General features: G+C 65.8%; 14 protein-coding genes. 9 read left to right on the forward strand and 5 right to left on the reverse strand.

Going from position 1 to position 18,302, the window contains the following annotated elements; genetic code table 11:
• Window positions 1-46 precede the first annotated feature (46 nt).
• The 6 genes from gyrB (at window position 47) to FHW85_RS15280 (ending at window position 6,642) form a co-directional block, all read left to right on the forward strand.
• Entirely contained in the window at window positions 47-2,461 is a 2,415-nt protein-coding gene (gene gyrB, locus FHW85_RS15255; protein WP_168648829.1) for a DNA topoisomerase (ATP-hydrolyzing) subunit B, read from the forward strand.
• A 377-nt stretch (window positions 2,462-2,838) separates the two neighbouring features.
• Window positions 2,839-4,128, forward strand: a complete 1,290-nt coding sequence (locus FHW85_RS15260; RefSeq protein WP_208399626.1) for a tetratricopeptide repeat protein — start codon at window positions 2,839-2,841, stop codon at window positions 4,126-4,128.
• A 213-nt stretch (window positions 4,129-4,341) separates the two neighbouring features.
• Complete coding sequence (locus FHW85_RS15265) at window positions 4,342-5,001, forward strand: energy transducer TonB (RefSeq protein WP_167252865.1); 660 nt, start codon at window positions 4,342-4,344, stop codon at window positions 4,999-5,001.
• A gap of 50 nt (window positions 5,002-5,051) precedes the next feature.
• Window positions 5,052-5,804, forward strand: coding sequence for a MotA/TolQ/ExbB proton channel family protein (locus FHW85_RS15270; protein ID WP_167252864.1), 753 nt, complete (start codon window positions 5,052-5,054; stop codon window positions 5,802-5,804).
• 11 nt (window positions 5,805-5,815) lie between these two features.
• Entirely contained in the window at window positions 5,816-6,229 is a 414-nt protein-coding gene (locus tag FHW85_RS15275; RefSeq protein ID WP_167252863.1) for a biopolymer transporter ExbD, read from the forward strand.
• Between the two features lie 5 nt (window positions 6,230-6,234).
• Complete coding sequence (locus tag FHW85_RS15280; protein ID WP_168648830.1) at window positions 6,235-6,642, forward strand: biopolymer transporter ExbD; 408 nt, start codon at window positions 6,235-6,237, stop codon at window positions 6,640-6,642.
• Between the two features lie 157 nt (window positions 6,643-6,799).
• Here FHW85_RS15280 and FHW85_RS15285 read toward each other — a convergent pair whose 3' ends face one another.
• Window positions 6,800-7,549, reverse strand: coding sequence for a pyridoxine 5'-phosphate synthase (locus FHW85_RS15285; RefSeq protein ID WP_168648831.1), 750 nt, complete (start codon window positions 7,547-7,549; stop codon window positions 6,800-6,802).
• Between the two features lie 85 nt (window positions 7,550-7,634).
• Window positions 7,635-8,282 carry a 4'-phosphopantetheinyl transferase superfamily protein gene (locus FHW85_RS15290; RefSeq protein ID WP_168648832.1) on the reverse strand — a complete coding sequence of 216 codons (648 nt, stop codon included), beginning with the start codon at window positions 8,280-8,282 and terminating at the stop codon, window positions 7,635-7,637.
• Window positions 8,283-8,392: 110 nt separating this feature from the next.
• Here FHW85_RS15290 and FHW85_RS15295 point away from each other — a divergent pair, with 110 nt between their 5' ends.
• Window positions 8,393-11,848: a PAS domain-containing hybrid sensor histidine kinase/response regulator gene (locus FHW85_RS15295; RefSeq protein WP_210427817.1), complete on the forward strand. Its 3,456-nt coding sequence runs from the start codon at window positions 8,393-8,395 to the stop codon at window positions 11,846-11,848.
• 3 nt (window positions 11,849-11,851) lie between these two features.
• Here FHW85_RS15295 and FHW85_RS15300 read toward each other — a convergent pair whose 3' ends face one another.
• Window positions 11,852-12,529, reverse strand: coding sequence for a response regulator transcription factor (locus tag FHW85_RS15300; RefSeq protein ID WP_167252859.1), 678 nt, complete (start codon window positions 12,527-12,529; stop codon window positions 11,852-11,854).
• Between the two features lie 88 nt (window positions 12,530-12,617).
• Window positions 12,618-14,558: an acetate--CoA ligase gene (gene acs / locus FHW85_RS15305; protein WP_167252858.1), complete on the reverse strand. Its 1,941-nt coding sequence runs from the start codon at window positions 14,556-14,558 to the stop codon at window positions 12,618-12,620.
• Window positions 14,559-14,776: 218 nt separating this feature from the next.
• Between acs and FHW85_RS15310 the strand changes: the two genes are divergently transcribed.
• Together FHW85_RS15310 and FHW85_RS15315 are read left to right on the forward strand one after the other, a co-directional pair.
• Window positions 14,777-16,246, forward strand: a complete 1,470-nt coding sequence (locus FHW85_RS15310; RefSeq protein ID WP_167252857.1) for a porin — start codon at window positions 14,777-14,779, stop codon at window positions 16,244-16,246.
• 64 nt (window positions 16,247-16,310) lie between these two features.
• Entirely contained in the window at window positions 16,311-17,963 is a 1,653-nt protein-coding gene (locus FHW85_RS15315) for an MFS transporter (protein WP_168648833.1), read from the forward strand.
• A gap of 68 nt (window positions 17,964-18,031) precedes the next feature.
• Here FHW85_RS15315 and FHW85_RS15320 read toward each other — a convergent pair whose 3' ends face one another.
• Window positions 18,032-18,256 carry a hypothetical protein gene (locus FHW85_RS15320; protein ID WP_167252855.1) on the reverse strand — a complete coding sequence of 75 codons (225 nt, stop codon included), beginning with the start codon at window positions 18,254-18,256 and terminating at the stop codon, window positions 18,032-18,034.
• Window positions 18,257-18,302 lie beyond the last annotated feature (46 nt).

Consider the following 18,302-nt stretch of genomic DNA (forward strand, 5'->3'; position numbering starts at 1 on the left):
GGCGCCGTACCGGGCAGGGCAGATGGCGCCAGGAAACGATCAAGGCATGAACTCATCCTACGATTCGAGCAACATCAAGGTACTCAAAGGTCTTGAAGCGGTGCGCAAGCGCCCCGGCATGTACATCGGCGACACCGATGACGGCACGGGCCTGCACCACATGGTGTTCGAAGTCGTCGACAACTCCATCGACGAAGCCCTGGCCGGCTACTGCGACCACGTCATCGTGACCATCCATGAGGATGGCTCGGTCAGCGTCAGCGACAACGGCCGCGGCATCCCGGTCGGCATCCATCCGGAAGAAGGGCGTTCCACCGCGGAAGTGGTGATGACCGTGCTGCACGCCGGCGGCAAGTTCGACGACAACTCGTACAAGGTGTCGGGCGGCCTGCATGGCGTGGGCGTGTCGGTGGTGAACGCGCTGAGCTCGCACCTGTGGCTGACCATCTACCGCGAAGGCCAGGAGCATCAGCAGGAATACGCCATGGGCGAGCCGCTGTATCCGGTCAAGGTAGTGGCGCCCTCGGCCAAGCACGGCACCACGGTGCGCTTCCTGCCCAGCAGGGAAACCTTCTCCGACGTCGAGTTCCATTACGAGATTCTGGCCAAGCGCCTGCGCGAACTGGCCTTCCTCAACTCCGGTGTCACCATCGACCTGAAGGACGAGCGCGGCGAAGGCCGCCACGACACCTTCGCCTACGAGGGCGGCATCCGCTCCTTCGTGCATCATCTGTCCCAGCTGAAGACCGCGCTGCATCCCAACGTGATCAGCCTGAATGCCCAGCAGGACGGCATCTCGGTGGATCTGGCGATGCAGTGGACCGACTCCTACCAGGAGACGATGTTCTGCTTCACCAACAACATTCCGCAGCGTGACGGCGGCACCCATCTCACCGGCTTCCGCGCGGCGCTGACCCGTTCGCTGCAGGGCTATATCGAGAAGGAAGGCCTGGCCAAGAACGCCAAGGTCGCGCTCTCCGGCGACGATATGCGCGAAGGCCTGATCGCCGTGCTGTCGGTGAAGGTGCCGGATCCTAAGTTCTCCTCGCAGACCAAGGACAAGCTGGTTTCCTCCGAGGTGAAGACCGCGGTGGAGCAGGCCGTCAACGAGAAGCTCGGCGAGTTCCTGCTGGAGCATCCGAACGAAGCCAAGGCCATCGCCTCCAAGGTGGTCGACGCCGCCCGTGCCCGTGAGGCCGCGCGCAAGGCTCGCGAGATGACCCGCCGCAAGGGTGCGCTGGATATCGCCGGCTTGCCGGGCAAGCTGGCCGACTGCCAGGAGAAGGATCCGGCGCTGTGCGAACTGTTCCTGGTCGAGGGTGACTCCGCAGGCGGTTCGGCCAAGCAGGGCCGCAACCGCAAGACCCAGGCCGTGCTGCCGCTGAAGGGCAAGATCCTCAACGTCGAGAAGGCGCGCTTCGACAAGATGCTGTCCTCGGCCGAGGTCGGCACCCTGATCACCGCGCTGGGCACCGGCATCGGCAAGGAGGAGTACAACCCGGACAAGCTGCGCTACCACCGCATCGTCATCATGACCGACGCGGACGTGGACGGCTCGCACATCCGCACCCTGCTGCTGACCTTCTTCTACCGCCAGATGCCCGAGCTGATCGAGCGCGGCCACGTCTATATCGGCCTTCCGCCGCTGTACAAGGTGAAGCAGGGCAAGCAGGAGCAGTACCTGAAGGACGACGCGGCCCTCAACACGTACCTGATCGCCAGCGCCGTCGACAACGCCGAGCTGACCTACAGCCCGGATGCGCCCCCCGTCACCGGCGAAGCGCTGGAAAAGCTGCTGCGCGACTATCAGGCGGCGCTGGATCAGATCGAACGCCTGGGCCATCGCTTCGACGCGAATGTGCTGACCGCCTTCCTCGAGCATGCGCCGGTGGAACCGTCGTTGTGGACGGATCCGGCGGCGATGCAGACCTGGCTCGACGGCGTGGCCAAGCGCCTGGCTTCCAGCGGCCTGGGCAAGCCGCGCTACCGCCTGGCGCTGCGTCCGGCAGTGGACGAGCAGCCGGCGGCGATCGAGGTGGTGCGCGACCAGCACGGCCTGAGCCACACCTGGCTGCTGCCGCAGCCGTTCTTCGCCGGCTCCGAGTTCCGCCCGATCCTGCACGCCAGCCAGCAGGTCGCCGGCCTGGTGCAGCAGGACGCCGTGGTCCGCCGCGGCAATGCTTCGCGCGGCGTGCTCAGCTTTGCCGACGTGCGCAGCTGGCTGCTGGACGAGGCGAAGAAGGGCCGTACCATCCAGCGCTTCAAGGGCCTGGGCGAAATGAATCCGGAGCAGCTGTGGGAAACCACGGTGAACCCGGAGACGCGCCGCATGCTGCAGGTCGGCATCGAGGACGCCTTCGTCGCCGACCAGATGTTCTCGATGCTGATGGGCGAGGCGGTGGAGCCGCGCCGTGAATTCATCGAAGCGAACGCGCTGAAGGTGGCGAACCTCGATATCTAAATTCGAGCGCTCGCCAGAGGGCCTGTCTTGCCCGTCTCCGGACGATGCATGCAGGCCCTTTTCTTTGCCCGCGTGCACTAATGCATTAGCACGCGATTACGGGCTGCGAGGCCGGATTCAAGCTCTATCGACTTTGGTCGATAACGACATGATTTGCCGCGCACGAGACAATCGGACGATTCTCTAGGGTTTGTACGCGAACGCCTACGTGACCTCTGGCGGGGTCATCTCGAATAGATTCGCGAGGGAATGTTGCAACTTATTGATTTTTAACAAACTTTGTTGCGGCGCTGCGACTTGTTTCCTAGCGCCTGCTCGGGTTACGCTCAACGATCCCCCGCGCACTCTTGTGCGTGAAACCTTACACGAGGACTGCCATGAAGCACGTTCCCCTGATCAAGATGCTCGCCGGAGCGGCGCTTGCGCTGACCCTGGCCAGCAGCCCGGTGATCGCGAAAGACAGCAATTCCAAGGACAAGAAGGAAGCGCTGTATCCGAACGCGACCCGTGCCGAGCCGAAGCTGGACCTCACCAGCGAGAAAGATCAGAAGGCACTGAACGACGGCCTCGACGCAGTCAATTCGCAGGACAAGGCGAAGGCGGAGCAGATCCTCCAGCCGATCATCGACAGCAGCAAGAGCAAGTACGCCCAGGCGCTGGCCCTGCAGGGCCTGGCCAACCTGCACTACAACGAGCAGGACGTGAAGGGTGCGATCGACCTGCTGAAGCGCGCGCTCGACATCGGCGTCATGCCGAACGACACCTACTTCCAGCTGCAGTACATGCTCGCCCAGTTCTACCTGGCCGACGAGCAGTATCAGCCGGCCATCGACACCATCGAGAAGTGGCGCGCCGACGGCAAGAAGGAAACCGCCGAGTCGTACGCGCTCGAAGGCAATGCCTACTACCGTCTTGAGAAGTACCCGCAGGCGATCGCCGCGGTGAAGAAGGCGCAGTCGCTCACCGACAAGCCGAACGACAGCTGGAACCAGATCCTGATGGCCAGCTACGCCGAGTCCGGCCAGGGCGACCAGGCCGCGCAGCTCGCGCAGCAGCAGCTCGCCGCCAACCCGAACGATTCGGCCGCGCTGAACAACGCCGTCGCCGTGCTTATGCAGTCGCAGAAGTATCCGGAAGCGATCCAGCTGATGGAGAAGTCGAAGGCCGCCGGCGCGTTCAAGAGCGAGAAGGACTACGTCAATCTCGCCAAGCTCTACCTGGTCACCGGCCAGGACAGCTCCGATCCCAAGCCGAACGCCGCCAAGGCCGTTGCCGCCCTCAACGAGGGCATGAGCAAGGGCGTGGTGACGGACAGCTACGACAACCTCAAGCTGCTCGGCGATGCCTCGTATGTCGCCGACAAGCCGGCCGATGCCATCAGCGCCTACAAGAAGGCGATGGGCAAGGCGAGCGACGGCGAAGCGGCGGTCCGCGCGGGCCAGCTGCTGATCAGCGAAGGCAAGAATGCCGAAGCGAAGACGCTGATCCAGCAGGGCATCGACAAGGGCGTGCAGCACAAGGGCACGGCCTACATGCTGCTGGCGGAAGCCTGCCGTGGACTCAAGGACAAGCAGGGAGCGATCGCAGCCATGCAGAAGGCTGCACAGGACCCCGCCACGGCCGACAAAGCGAAGGCCTGGTTGAAGACGGCAGGAGCCGGCAAGTAAGGCCAGCCACGGCGTTTTCAAGTGCAATCTGAAGGGGCGGATGGACGTCCATTTATCTGCCCCTCAGATGCTATACAAACGCCATGTGCTGGTGTACCGTTGAAACCTTCCCGTGTTCGTGTCCAGTGGCAAATGTCATCCTTCGTGGAGGCAACTTGCCGCCAAGTGTCGTGACCACGTCTCACCGATTATCCAGCTTCAGATTAGTGACAGATGGCCTCAAGTAACGAAGCAACCGGCCAAGGGCCGTTCAATTGGAGGCGTACCTGGGCGCTGGCTGTTGCCATCGCGCTGCACGCGTTCGCGTTCCTCTTGCTGGTGGCGCCGATGGCTCCGCCGAAGACGGATCAGGCGAAGAAGGAACGCATCGTCCAGGTGAACTTCATCGAGCCGCCGCCGCCGCCGCCCCCTCCGCCGCCGCCGCCGCCGGAACCGCCGAAGCAGCCGCCGCCGAAGATCATCCAGCAGGTGCAGCCGCCGCCGACCCCGCCGCCGCCGGCTCCGCCGCCGGCCGTCGAGGAAGCGTCGTCGAATCCGATCCCGGCTCCGCCGCCGGCTCCGCCTGCTCCCCCGGCTCCGCCTGCGGACATCACCGCCAGCCAGGACATCAGCTACAACAGCCGCATTCAGCCCAAGTATCCGCCGCAGGCCATTCGCCAGCGTCACGAGGGCACGGTTACCCTGATGATCCTTGTCGGTGTTGATGGTTCGCCCAAGGACATCAAGGTGGAAACGTCCAGCGGTTACCGTGAGCTGGATCAGGCTGCGATTGAAACGGCGCGCAAGTGGCGCTTCAATCCGAATATCAGGAACGGACAGAAGACCGAGGGTTACGTCCGCGTTCCGGTCAATTTCAACCTCAATCAGCTGTAACCAAAAGTTACGGTCAACCAGTTCACGCTTGACTTTCCAAGGGTAGCGTTATGTTCCAACAGACTCCTTCTCCGAACCCGGCCGCGGGCGGTACCTCCAACGCCGAAGCCATGAAGTCGATGGGCTTCGACCACCTGATCCACAACTTCGATCCGCTTGGCTGGATCGTGTTCGTGGTGCTGGTGGTGATGTCCTTCTCCTCCTGGTACTTCATCATCGCCAACGCCATCCGCAACGCCATGGTCCGTGGCCGCGCTGACAAGGTGATCAACGGTTTCTGGACCAACGGCTCGACGCAGGACGCCATCCGCGAGCTGGAAGCCCAGCCCAAGGGCGAACCCTTCTCGAAGATCGCGCTGGACGCCGCTTCCGCGGTGGCCCACCACCAGCAGGCTTCGTCGGGCGGTGGTCGCCTGGCCGAGTCGCTGAGCCGCTCCGAGTTCATCGACCGCGCCCTGCGCCAGGCCGTGGCTCGCGAGAGCCTGCGCCTCGAAGGCGGCCTGACCCTGCTCGCCACGGTCGGTTCGTCGGCGCCGTTCATCGGTCTGCTCGGTACCGTGTGGGGCATCTACCACGCGCTGATCAAGATCTCGGCTTCGGGCAACGCGTCGATGGAAGCGGTGGCCGGTCCGGTGGGTGAGGCGCTGATCATGACCGCGTTCGGTCTGTTCACCGCGATCCCGGCGGTGCTCGCCTACAACTTCTTCAACCGCTCCAACCGCCTGACCTACGCTCAGTTCGACGAGTTCGCGCACGACCTGCACGACTTCTTCGCGACCGGCGCCCGCGTCGAAGGCAAGTGAGGGATTGACCCATGGCGATGAGCTCTGGAGATAGTTCCGGCGGTCCGATGTCGGAAATCAACGTTACGCCGCTCGTCGACGTGATGTTGGTACTGCTGATCATCTTCATGATCACCGCGCCGCTGATGTCCCACCGAATCACCGTTGAATTGCCGACCGCGAATCCGAAGGTTGTCGATACGGAACCGGTCGAGCCGATGGATCTGGCCATCAAGCCCGACGGCACCATGTACCTCAACGACATCGAGGTCACGGAAGCCGAGCTGAAGGCCCAGTTTGCGGTTGCGGCGGCGAAGTCGCCGCAGCCGGAGCTGCAGATCCGTGCGGACAAGACGACGGAGTACAAGATCGTGCGTAAGGTTCTTGGCAGCGCCAAGGAGCAGGGCATGGTCCATGTCGGTTTCATCACGACCGGCAAGGAGTAAGAGTCATGGCATTCAGTAGTGGAAGCGGCAAGGGGCCGATGGCGGACATCAACGTCACGCCGCTTGTCGACGTGATGCTGGTGCTCCTGATCATCTTCATGATCACGGCTCCCATCCTGACGCACAAAGTAAAGATCGACCTTCCGCAGCCGAACCCGAACGTGGTCCAGCCGGATAATCCGCCGGATCCGATCCGCTTGAAGATCGATCAGTCGGGCGCGCTGTACTGGAACGATACGCCGGTCGACGAGCTGGGCCTGCGGGCACAGATCGCGGTGGTCGCCAGCCAGTCCAACCAGCCCGAACTGCAGATCAATGCGGACGACGGCGTGGCTTACGAGCATGTGGCCCGCGTGCTGGCCGCTGCCAAGAGCTACGGCCTCACCAAGATCGGCTTTACGGAAGGGCAGTAAATCCGGCAACGGATCGAAACAAAACTACCCTTGAAACCCCCGCTTCGGCGGGGGTTTTTTTATGCGTGGAAGATAACGAACCCACGGACGTCTGGACGTCCATCTGAAAACGAGGCGAATACGGCGCGGCGTCGGCAAGGTCGCCGCGCCGGCAACGTCAACGCAGAATCTGCAGGTAATTCCGCACCGTCGTCGACAGCCCTTCGTACAGGGCCTCGCCGATCAAGGCGTGCCCGATCGATACCTCGGCCAGGCCGGGAATGGCTGCATGGAACGCGCCCAGGTTCGCCTGGCTCAGATCGTGCCCCGCGTTCACCGCCAGTCCCGACTGCTGCGCACGCCGCGCCGTCTCCGCGCACAAGGCCAGCGATTCACGCGCATCGCCCTCGGCAAACGCATGCGCATAAGGCCCGGTATAGATCTCCACGCGCTGCATGCCGATCGCCGCGAAGCGCTCGAAGCCACTGGCGCCCGCATCGACGAACACGCTCACGCGGCAACCGATATCGCGCAGCGCCTTCACCAATGGCTGCAGCTTGTCGACGTCGGCCTGCTGCAGCGGATCGAAGCCATGGTCGGAAGTGATCTGGCTGTCGCTGTCCGGCACCAGGGTTACCTGCGTCGGCCGCACTTCGCGCGCCAGTTCGATCAGGCCCGGATACGTGCCGCGCGCCGGCGCAAACGGATTGCCCTCGATGTTGTACTCCACGCGGCCGCGCAGCATGGCGGCGAGCGCGCGCACGTCCTGCGGCTTCACATGGCGCTGGTCGGGCCGGGGATGGACGGTGATGCCGCCGCAACCGGCTTCGATGCAGGTTTGTGCGGCGCGGAGAATGTCGGGCTCGTCGCCGCCGCGCGAATTGCGCAGCACCGCGATCTTGTTGAGGTTGACGCTAAGCAGGGTCATGGACGCATCGGCTCGCAGGCAAGAACCTCCCGCGGGACCCAAGCACTCCAGCATCCCGCGCGGAGCAGGACCGGCAACACTGCGCCTATCCGGCGGCGGTGGCAAGTGTCCGCAAGACGAGCGTCCTGGGGCCGCCCCGCCACGCGATGCTGCCCACGTGTCCGCCGTCCAGCGCGAGGCGATGCAGCTGCCAATGCGCCGGCAGTTCGCCATCGAGGAAGCGCAGCGCCAGGCGCTCCTCTTCGTCGGCGATCCCTAGACGATGCAGCCCAAAGGCCAGGCCCCGCCCGGTCGCCTTGAGCACGGCTTCCTTCGCCGTCCACAGCTGCAGGAAGGCGGCGTCGCGACGGCCTGGCGCCAACGCCGCCAACGCCGCGGTTTCTTCGTGGCTGAAGTAGCGCTGGGCGATTTCCAGGGCGCGCGGCCGCGGCCGCAGGCGTTCCAGATCGACACCCGGTTCAACCCCTCGCGCCACCGCGCACAAAGCCTGATCGCCGCTATGCGACCAGTTGAAATGCAGCGCCTCGGCGTCGGCGCCGGCCAGCCGCGGCCGACCGAATTCCCCCGCCTCCAGCCGTACCTCATCCGCGGCGCGCCCGAGATAAGCGGCCAGCACCGCCTGGAACGGCGCACGCTCCTGATGATGGTCGTAAGCCATCCGCCATACGTGTATCTCGTCATCGCGCAGGTGCTCTGCTACTTTCGCTGGCACCTGGCTGTACTTCGTGTTCATCCGCACATGGTGCCGGCCGGGCACGGATCGAACAAGCGGCCACCGGCTCCTGGCCGCCCGCTTGCAGGCGCAGCGAACGCGCGTAAAGGCCTTTGACGGGAGAACTGTCCTTGATCGCCGGCTGGCTGCTGCTGCTTGCGTCGCTGCTCTATGTGGGCCTGCTGTTCGTGGTGGCTTATGCCGGCGATCGCCGGCCGCTGTATCCGCGCCAGCCGAAGCTGCGCCCGATCGTCTACAGCCTGGCCCTCGCGGTCTACTGCTCGTCGTGGACGTTCTATGGCGCCGTCGGTACGGCGGCGCGCGAAGGGCTGGGCTATCTGCCCATTTACCTGGGCCCGGCGCTGCTGTTCGTGTGCGGCTTCGGCCTGATGCGCCGGCTTGCGCTCATCGCGCGCCAGCGCAACATCACTTCGATCGCCGACTTCATCGGCGCGCGTTTCGGCAAGTCGCACGCGCTGGCCGCGACGGTAGCGTTGATCGCGGTGATCGCCATCGTTCCCTACCTGGCCCTGCAGTTCAAAGCGGTGTCGATGTCGTACGCCGCGCTCGGCGGCGGCGCCTCGCAGTTCGGGGACAGTGCCCTATGGTGCGCGATCCTGCTGGCCACCTTCGCCATCCTGTTCGGCACGCGCACCATCGACGCCACCGAACACCATCACGGCATGATGCTGGCCATCGCGCTGGAATCGCTGATCAAACTAGCCGCCTTCGCCGCGCTGGCGGTCTACGCGCTGTGGCGCGGACCGGGACTCGAAGCCACCGTCGCGCTTCCGGTACAGCAGTTCGCCGACGGCATCTCGCCCGGCTTTCTCGCGCAGACCTTGCTGGCCTTCTGCGCCATGTTCTGCCTGCCGCGCCAGTTCCAGATCGGCGTGGTGGAGTGCGAAGACCCGAACGATCTCTATCGGGCACGCTGGATGTTCCCGCTCTACATGCTGATCGTCAGCGTGGCGGTGATCCCCATCGTCGCCGCCGGCCTGCGCCTGCCGATGGTGAGCCACGGCATCGCCGACGCCTGGGTGCTGAACCTGCCGCTGGCCCACGGCGACCGCGGCATGGCGCTGCTCGCCTTTATCGGCGGCTTCTCCGCGGCCACCGGCATGGTGATCGTCTCGTCGGTCGCGCTGTCGACCATGATCAGCAACGACCTGGTGATGCCGGCGCTGCTGCGTATCCGCCGGTTGCAGCTGGAGCAGCGCAGCGACCTGTCCCAGCTCGTGCTGCTGGTGCGGCGCATCGCCATCGTCGGACTCGCCTGCATGGCGTACCTGTATTACCGCGTGGCGGCGGATGCCGCGAATCTGGCGGCGACCGGCCTGCTGGCCTTCGCCGCGGTCGCGCAGTTCGCGCCGGCGATCGTGTCGGCGCTGTATTGGCGCGGCGCCAGCCGCCGCGGCGTGGCGACCGGTCTGCTCGCCGGCTTCGGCGTGTGGATCTACACCTTGCTGATTCCGGCCACCAATCCCAATGCAAGCTGGCTGCAGCAAGGCCCGCTGGGCCTCAGCTGGCTGCAGCCGCAGGCGCTGTTTCATCTCAACGGCTGGGACCCGGTGATGCACGGCACGTTCTGGTCGCTGCTGGCCAACGTAGGCTGCCTGGTGTTTATCTCGCTGCGCTTCCGCCCCAGCCTGGAGGAGCGCCTGCACGCGGCGATGTTTATCGAACCCTATGCGGTGGACCGCGGCAGCGTCGGCGACTGGCGCGGCCGTGTAGCGGTGGCGGACCTGCGCACCATCGCCGAACGTATCGTCGGCGAACGCAGCAGCCAGCGCGCGTTCGAGGAATACGGCGAACGCCGCGGCCGTCCGCTGGCGCCGAGCGAATCGGCCGATCGCGCGCTGATCCAGTACACCGAGCGTCTGCTCGCGGCGGCGGTCGGCGCGGCCAGCGCGCGTCGCATCCTGATGGGCGCGCTGTCCGGCTCCGGCCTGGACATCGCCGAAGCCATGGCCTTGATGGACGAAGCCTCGCAGGAACTGCGCTTCAACCGCGAGCTGCTCTCCACCACCTTGGAAAACGTATCGCAGGGCATCAGCGTGGTCGACGCGGGCATGCGGCTGGTGGCATGGAACCGGCGCTACCTGGAGCTGTTCGACTATCCCGACGGCATGGTCTACGTCGGCGTGCCGGTGGCGGACCTGATCCGCTGGAACGCCGAGCACGGCGAGCTGGGCCCGGGCGAAGTCGAGGAACACGTGACCAAGCGCATCGCTTACATGCGCGCCGGCATACCGCATCTGTTCCAGCGCGTGCGCTCCGACGGCACCGTGATCGAGATGCGCGGCCGAGCGTTGCCAGGCGGCGGCTACGTCACCACCTATACGGACGTCACCGCCTACAAGCAGGCCGAGCAGGCGTTGATCGACGTCAACGAAACGCTGGAGCAGCGCGTCGGCCAGCGCACCGCGGAACTGAGCGAAGCGCTGGCCGCTACCGCGCTCGCGCGCCGCGAGGCGGAAGCGGCCAACGCTTCCAAGACCCGTTTCCTCGCCGCCGCCAGCCACGACCTGCTGCAGCCGCTGAACGCCGCGCGGCTGTTCACCTCGGCGCTGCGCCAGCATCCGGGCCTCGATCAGGATGCCGCGCAGCTCGCCGAGCGCATCGACGCCTCGTTCCGCTCCGCCGAAGATCTGCTCGATGCTTTGCTCGACACGTCGCGCCTGGATGCCGGCAGCTATCGCCCCGACGTCGGCAGCTTCGCCCTGGCCGATCTGTTCGATTCGCTGAAGGCGCAGTTCGCGGTGATCGCGGAACAGCGCGGCCTGCAGCTGCGCATCGTGCCGACGCGGCTGGCCGTGCGCAGCGATCCCCAGCTGCTGCGCCGCATCCTGCAGAACTTCATTTCCAATGCGCTGCGCTACACCCGCAGCGGCGGCGTGCTGCTCGGCGCGCGGCGCACCGGCGGCGAAGTTCGCATCGAGGTGTGGGATACGGGCCCTGGCATCGCCGAGGAACAGCGTGCGCGCATCTTCGACGAGTTCCAGCGGCTGGACCGTCCCTCGCCGTGGGGCGAGAAAGGCCTGGGACTGGGCCTGTCGATCTGCGACCGCATCGCCCACATCCTCGACCATCGCCTGGAGCTCTCCTCCCGCGTTGACCACGGCAGCCGCTTCGCCGTCGCCGTGCCGCGCGTGCATACGCTGCCGCCGCGCCGCCGCACCGTCACGCAGCCGGCCATGGCGGTCGAGCGCCTGCCGCTGACGGTACTGTGCCTGGACAACGACTCGTCCATTCTCGACGGCATGCGCGCCCTGCTCACGCGCTGGGGCGTGGACTGCCGCGTCGCGCTCGACGTGCAGCAGGCCGAACAGCAGCTGCGCGGCGGCGGCATCGACATGATTCTCGCCGACTACCATCTGGCCGAAGACATGAACGGCCTGCAGGCCCTGCAGTACCTGCGCGGCACGCTGGGCGACCTGCCGCCGGTGGCGATGATTACCGCCGACGGCAGCAGTGAACTGAAACAGCGTGCGCGACTGCTCGGCTATCCCTTGCTGCACAAGCCGGTGCGTCCGGCGGCCTTGCGCGCCTTGCTCAGCGCGCGCGTGCGCAAGGTCAGCGCGTAAAGACTAGACCTCGTCGCCGGGCAGCGCCTGCTGCATCGAACCCGGCTCCACCGCGAGCTGGCTCGCCGCCAATGCCACCTGGGTGCGGTTGTTGACCCCGAGCTTGCGCATGATCGCCGTCATATGCGCCTTCACCGTCGCTTCGGACACGCCCAGGTCGTAGGCGATCTGCTTGTTGAGCAGCCCCTCGGCGATCATGGTCAGCACGCGGAACTGCTGCGGCGTCAGCGACGCCACGCGCGTGGCGATCTCGGCTTCGTCGTCTTTCAGCGCGCTGCTGGCGTCGCCGAGCAGGGAATGCGGCAGCCACACGTCGCCGTCGAGTACGGTGCGGATGGCCTGCACGATCTGCTCGCCCGAGCTGGATTTCGGAATGTAGGCGGAAGCCCCATGCGCCAGCGCGCGCCGCGCCACCTGGGCCTCTTCATGGCCGGACACCACGATGGTCGGCAGGCCGGGAAACTGTCCGCGGATATGCGCCAGCGCGGAATAGCCGCGTGCGCCGGGCATATGCAGGTCCAGCAGCAGCAATTCCGCTTCCGGGTACTGCTCCACCAGGGCCAGCAGGCTGTGCACGCTGTCGGCGCAGTGCACGCTGGCCTCGGGCAGGGCGCCGAGCACCGCGCGCTGCAGGGCGTCGCGGAACAGCGGGTGATCGTCGGCGATCAGGACATCGGACATGGTATGGGAACAGGGAATGGAGAATAGGGAATAGGGGTAGGGTCTCGAAGGGTCTTGGCCAATTCTCTATTCCCTGTTTTCTATTCCCTTATTTGATCAGGCGTTCTTCCACCAGGCTCTTCACCACGCTGGGGTCGGCCAGGGTGGAGATGTCGCCGAGCTGGTCGGGCTGGTTCTCACCGATCTTGCGCAGGATGCGGCGCATGATCTTGCCCGAGCGCGTCTTGGGCAGGCCCGGCGCCCACTGCAGGTAGTCCGGCGTGGCGATCGGGCCGATCTCCTTGCGCACCCAGGCCACCAGCTCCTTGCGCAGCTCGTCGCTGCCCTGCTCGCCGGCCACCAGGGTGACGTAGGCGTAGATGCCCTGGCCCTTGATCTCGTGCGGGCAGCCGACCACGGCCGCCTCGGCCACCTTCGGGTGGGCCACCAGCGCGCTTTCCACTTCGGCGGTGCCGATGCGGTGGCCGCTGACGTTGATCACGTCGTCGACGCGGCCGGTGATCCAGTAGTAGCCGTCCTCGTCGCGGCGCACGCCGTCGCCGGTGAAGTAGTTGCCGGGGTAGGCGGTGAAATAGGTTTCCACGAAGCGCTGGTGGTCGCCGTACACGGTGCGCATCTGGCCCGGCCAGGAATCGGTGATCACCAGGTTGCCTTCGGTGGCGCCTTCCAGCACCGCACCGCCGGCGTCGACGATGGCCGGCTTGATGCCGAAGAACGGCTTGGTGGCGGAACCGGGCTTGGCGTCGATGGCGCCGGCCAGCGGAGTGATCAGGATGCCGCCGGTCTCGGTCTGCCACCAGGTGTCGACGATGGGGCAGCGCTCGTCGCCGACCACGCGGTAATACCACTCCCAGGCTTCCGGATTGATCGGCTCGCCGACCGAGCCGAGCAGGCGCAGCGAGGCGCGCGAAGCCTTCTTCACCGGCGCCTCGCCCTCGCGCATCAGCGCGCGGATCGCGGTGGGCGCGGTGTAGAACAGGGTGACCTTGTGCTTGTCCACCACGTTCCAGAAGCGGCTGGTGTCCGGATAGTTCGGCACGCCGTCGAACATCACGGTGGTGGCGCCGTTGGCCAGCGGCCCGTACACCACGTAGCTGTGGCCGGTGACCCAGCCCACGTCGGCGGTGCACCAGTAGACGTCGTCCTCGCGCAGGTCGAACACCAGTTCGTGCGTATAGCTGGCGAACACCAGGTAGCCGCCGGAGGTATGCAGCACGCCCTTGGGCTTGCCGGTGGAACCGGAGGTGTACAGGATGAACAGCGGGTGTTCCGCTTCCACCGGCGTCGGCGGGCAGTCGGTGGACTGGCCGTCCATCAGCACGTGGTAGTAGCGGTCGCGCGGCGACTGCATCGGCACGGCGCTGCCGGTACGGCGCACCACGATCACGGTCTCCACGCTGTTGGTGCCGGGGCGCTCCAGCGCCGCGTCGACATTCGCTTTCAGTGGAATCTTCTTACCGCCGCGCACGCCTTCGTCGGCGGTCACCACCACCTTGGCGGTGGAGTCGGCGATGCGGCCGGCCAGCGAGTCGGGCGAGAAGCCGCCGAACACCACCGAATGCACCGCGCCGATGCGCGCGCAGGCCAGCATAGCCACCGCGGCCTCGGGGATCATCGGCATGTAGATGGCGACGCGGTCGCCCTTGCTCACGCCCAGGTTCTTCAGCGTGTTGGCGAACTTGCACACTTCGGCGTGCAGCTCGCGGTAGGTGATGTGGCGCGATTCGTTCGGGTCGTCGCCCTCGAAGATGATCGCGGTCTTGTCCCCGCGCGTGGCCAGATGGCGGTCCAGGCAGTTGGCCGAGACATTGAGCTCGCCGTCCTCGTACCAGCGGATGTGCAGGTTCTTCGGATCGTAGGAGACGTTCTTGATCTTGCTGGGCTGGCGGTTCCACTCCAGGCGCCCGCCGATGCGGCCCCAGAAGCCCTCCGGATCGCGTACCGATTCTTCGTAGAGGCGCTGGTAATCCTCCTGGCTGACGCGGGCCTTGGCGGCGAACTCGGGCTTGACGGGGTACACCTTGCTCATGGAGGGCTCCTGCTGGCCGGGCGCGCGCGCCCGCGGGGATGTGGAAGGCCGCGGCAGACCCTTTGCCGCCGGCGAGTCCAGCGAGTGTAGCGAAAGGCCGGCAACGCGCACGTGACGGGCTCGGTTCGACTTTGGTCGAGGTTCGACCAATGGGGAATAGGCGGCCGCATTGCAGCATCCCCAAGCTCGCTCGAGCCATAGCCTGGGGAGGCACGACCATGGTGTTTACACGTCTAGGCGGCCATCGGGCCGCCGTTGCGCTGGCCATCGCCGCCGCGCTGGCCCTGCCGGCCGCCGCGCAGGCCGAGCCGCAAGCCAAGAGCAAGCCGAAGACCGCCACGCGCGAGCAGCAGCTGGAATCGCGCGTGTCCCAGCTCGAACAGGAGCTGGCGGAACTGAAGGACATGCTGCGCCAGCAACAGACCCAGCAGCAGCAACAGCAGCAGCAGGTGGTCCAGGCGCAGCAGCAGGCCGCCGAGGCCACCGCGGTGGCGCAGAAAGTGGCCGCCGCGCCGCCGCCGAAGGAAACCTTCAGCAGCGCGCCGGGTGTATCCGTGGCGTTGCACGGCTTCATCAGCGCCAGCGCCTTCAACCAGAGCAAGAACTTCTCGTTCGGCAACGGCCAGAACGCCGAATACCCGATTCCCAAGACCGCCGCCGCGCCCTCATCCGGTTCGCTCAGCGGCGTGGACATCCGCAACACGCGCTTCTGGCTCGACTTCAAGGGCGCCAAGTTCACCGACAACTGGACCGGCGGCGGCCGCATCGAAATGGACTTCTTCGGCGGCTTCAACGGCACCGGCCCCTACAGCGAGCAGCAGCCCGTGCCGCGCCTGCGCCAGGCCTATATGGACCTGACCAATCCGGAAACCGGCAGCACCGTGCGCATCGGCCAGCAGTGGGAGCTGCTGTTCCCGGTGGACATGGTTTCCACCTCGCTGTCGCACATCGCGTTTCCGCTGGGTTTCGGCACCGGCCTGATCGGCTGGCGCTTCCCGGGCGTGGTGTGGATGCAGGAGTTGAACCACAGCTCCACCTCCGGTCCGAAATGGCGCCTGGACCTGGGCGCGTTCGAGGGCAACTGGAACGGACCCGGCGACAACCTCAACTACCTCACCGCGGGCAATGCCGGTTTCCGTCCGCAGGTGGAGGCGCGCCTGCACGTGCAGGACAAGGACTGGCTGGCCTTCTTCGTGGCGCACTACAGCCAGGTCAACCTCAAGGGCGTGGGCGACACCGTGCTTACGCCGATCAAGGACAAGATCGACAGCCTGGTGTGGGAGCTCGGCGGCAACTGGAAACCCGGCCCGTGGAACCTCAAGGCCCTGGTGTATGCCGGCAAGGGCATCGGCCAGGTGTTCGGCGACCTCTCGCAGTTCGGCGATATCAAGGACAAGGGCGGCTATCTGCAGGTCGGCTACAACTTCACCAAGAACTGGAGCGTCAACGCGTTCTACGCGCAGAGCAATCCGGACGACAAGGACGTGATCCGCTGGGCCGGCAAGGCGCCGTTCGCCAATGCGCGCCTGCGCAACCGGCAGACCGCGCTGAGCCTGCAGTACGCCGCCGGCGCCTACGAACTGGGCGCGGAGTGGATCTACGACAAGCTCGACTACACCACCAACGGCACCGACCGCAAAAAGCTCAACGGCAACCAGGTCAGCCTGAACGCGCTCTACAAGTTCTGATCCGCACGGGCGGCGCACGGGGGTGCGCCGCCCGCCCGGCAACTACATCCGCATGGGGAGCAACATGGCTACGACCGCAACAGGCGCCGCGATGAAGGACACCGGTCACCGCAGGGTGATCCTGGCCTCCAGCCTCGGCACCGTCTTCGAGTGGTACGACTTCTATCTGTACGGCTCGCTGGCCGTGCTGATCGGCAAGCACTTCTTCTCCGGCCTCAACGAAACCAGCGCCTTCATCTTCGCGCTGCTGGCCTTCGCCGCGGGCTTCGCGGTGCGTCCGTTCGGCGCCATCGTGTTCGGGCGGCTGGGCGATCTGGTGGGGCGCAAGTACACCTTCCTGATCACCATCATCATCATGGGCCTGTCCACCTTCCTGGTCGGCGTGCTGCCCAGCTACGGCACGGTGGGCATCATCGCGCCGGTGCTGCTGATCGCGCTGCGCCTGCTGCAGGGCCTGGCGCTGGGCGGCGAGTACGGCGGCGCGGCCACCTATGTGGCCGAGCATGCGCCGAACGGCAAGCGCGGCCTGTACACCAGCTTCATCCAGATCACCGCCACGTTCGGCCTGTTCCTGTCGCTGCTGGTGATCCTGGGCACGCGCATGAGCCTGGGCGACAAGGTGTTCGAGGACTGGGGCTGGCGCATTCCGTTCCTGATCTCCTCGGTGCTGGTGGCGGTGTCGGTGTACATCCGCATGCAGCTGCAGGAATCGCCGGTGTTCCAGCAGATGAAGGCCGAGGGCAAGCATTCGAAGGCGCCGCTGACCGAAGCCTTCGGCCAGTGGAAGAACCTCAAAGTGGTGATCCTCGCCCTGCTCGGCGCCACCGCCGGCCAGGCGGTGGTGTGGTACACCGGCCAGTTCTACGCGCTGTACTTCCTCACCCAGAGCCTGAAGATCGACGGCGCCACGGCGAACCTGCTGATCGCCTGCGCGCTGATCATCGGCACGCCGTTCTTCGTGTTCTTCGGCTGGCTGTCGGACCGCATCGGCCGCAAGAGCATCGTGCTGGCGGGCTGCCTGATCGCCGCGCTCACCTACTTCCCGATCTTCAAAGGCCTCACCCACTACGGCAATCCCGCGATCGAGACCGCCGCCGCCAGTGCACCGGTCACCGTGGTGGCGGACCCGAATGCGTGCAGCTTCCAGTTCGATCCGGTCGGCAAGAGCAAATTCACCAGCTCCTGCGACGTGGCCAAGACCTCGCTGGCGAAGAAGGGCATTCCCTACCGCAACGAAGCGGCGCCCGCCGGCGCGGTCGCGCAGGTAAAGATCGGCGACCGCACCATCGACTCGTTCGAGGGCGGCAGCCTCGACGGCGCCGCGTTCGCCGCGCAGAGCAAGGCCTTCGTCGGCACCGTCGGCGAGGCGCTGAAGACGGCCGGCTATCCGGACAAGGCCGACCCCGCCAAGACCAACAACGCCATGCTGGTGATCCTGCTGGCGATCCTGGTGATCTACGTGACCATGGTCTACGGCCCGATCGCCGCCTGGCTGGTGGAGATGTTCCCCACGCGCATCCGCTACACCTCGATGAGCCTGCCGTATCACATCGGCAACGGCTGGTTCGGCGGCTTCGTGCCCACCATCGGCTTCATGCTGGTGGCGTGGAAGGGCGATATCTACTACGGGCTGTGGTACCCGATCATCGTGGCGATCGGCACGTTCTTTATCGGCCTGCTGTTCCTGAAGGAAACCAAGGACGTGGACATCGCCTGAGTCCATCCGCGGGCACCCACGAAAACGGCGGCCATCGCGGCCGCCGTTTTTTCTTGCGTCGGCGTTTTTCAGTGATTGAACGGCGACTTGCCGTCGCGCAGCCGCTGCAGGTCGTATTCGGACAGGGTGTCGCCGCGCGAATGCGCGTCGATGCGCGCCTGGGCGAAGGCCAGCGCGGTGGCGAACGCGCCCACCACGCCGAGCAGCAGCCACAGCCCCATGGCGCCGCCGCTGTGGCGGGTGAAGCTCAGGGCCAGGGAGAGCAGGGTGCCGATCAGCAGGAGCCAGCGCATGGGAACCTCGGTTCTTGCCAGAAAATGATCGCCGAAAAGATCGCCG

The organism is Dyella sp. SG609, from assembly GCF_012275375.1.
In the GTDB taxonomy this organism is placed as follows: domain Bacteria; phylum Pseudomonadota; class Gammaproteobacteria; order Xanthomonadales; family Rhodanobacteraceae; genus Dyella_D; species Dyella_D marensis.

Coding starts and splice junctions, on each gene's coding strand:
- gyrB (WP_168648829.1), top strand. CDS start 47: ATGAACTCATCCTACGATTCGAGCAACATCAAGGTACTCAAAGGTCTT.
- FHW85_RS15260 (WP_208399626.1), top strand. CDS start 2,839: ATGAAGCACGTTCCCCTGATCAAGATGCTCGCCGGAGCGGCGCTTGCG.
- FHW85_RS15265 (WP_167252865.1), top strand. CDS start 4,342: ATGGCCTCAAGTAACGAAGCAACCGGCCAAGGGCCGTTCAATTGGAGG.
- FHW85_RS15270 (WP_167252864.1), top strand. CDS start 5,052: ATGTTCCAACAGACTCCTTCTCCGAACCCGGCCGCGGGCGGTACCTCC.
- FHW85_RS15275 (WP_167252863.1), top strand. CDS start 5,816: ATGGCGATGAGCTCTGGAGATAGTTCCGGCGGTCCGATGTCGGAAATC.
- FHW85_RS15280 (WP_168648830.1), top strand. CDS start 6,235: ATGGCATTCAGTAGTGGAAGCGGCAAGGGGCCGATGGCGGACATCAAC.
- FHW85_RS15285 (WP_168648831.1), bottom strand. CDS start 7,549: ATGACCCTGCTTAGCGTCAACCTCAACAAGATCGCGGTGCTGCGCAAT.
- FHW85_RS15290 (WP_168648832.1), bottom strand. CDS start 8,282: ATGAACACGAAGTACAGCCAGGTGCCAGCGAAAGTAGCAGAGCACCTG.
- FHW85_RS15300 (WP_167252859.1), bottom strand. CDS start 12,529: ATGTCCGATGTCCTGATCGCCGACGATCACCCGCTGTTCCGCGACGCC.
- acs (WP_167252858.1), bottom strand. CDS start 14,558: ATGAGCAAGGTGTACCCCGTCAAGCCCGAGTTCGCCGCCAAGGCCCGC.
- FHW85_RS15310 (WP_167252857.1), top strand. CDS start 14,777: ATGGTGTTTACACGTCTAGGCGGCCATCGGGCCGCCGTTGCGCTGGCC.
- FHW85_RS15315 (WP_168648833.1), top strand. CDS start 16,311: ATGGCTACGACCGCAACAGGCGCCGCGATGAAGGACACCGGTCACCGC.
- FHW85_RS15320 (WP_167252855.1), bottom strand. CDS start 18,256: ATGCGCTGGCTCCTGCTGATCGGCACCCTGCTCTCCCTGGCCCTGAGC.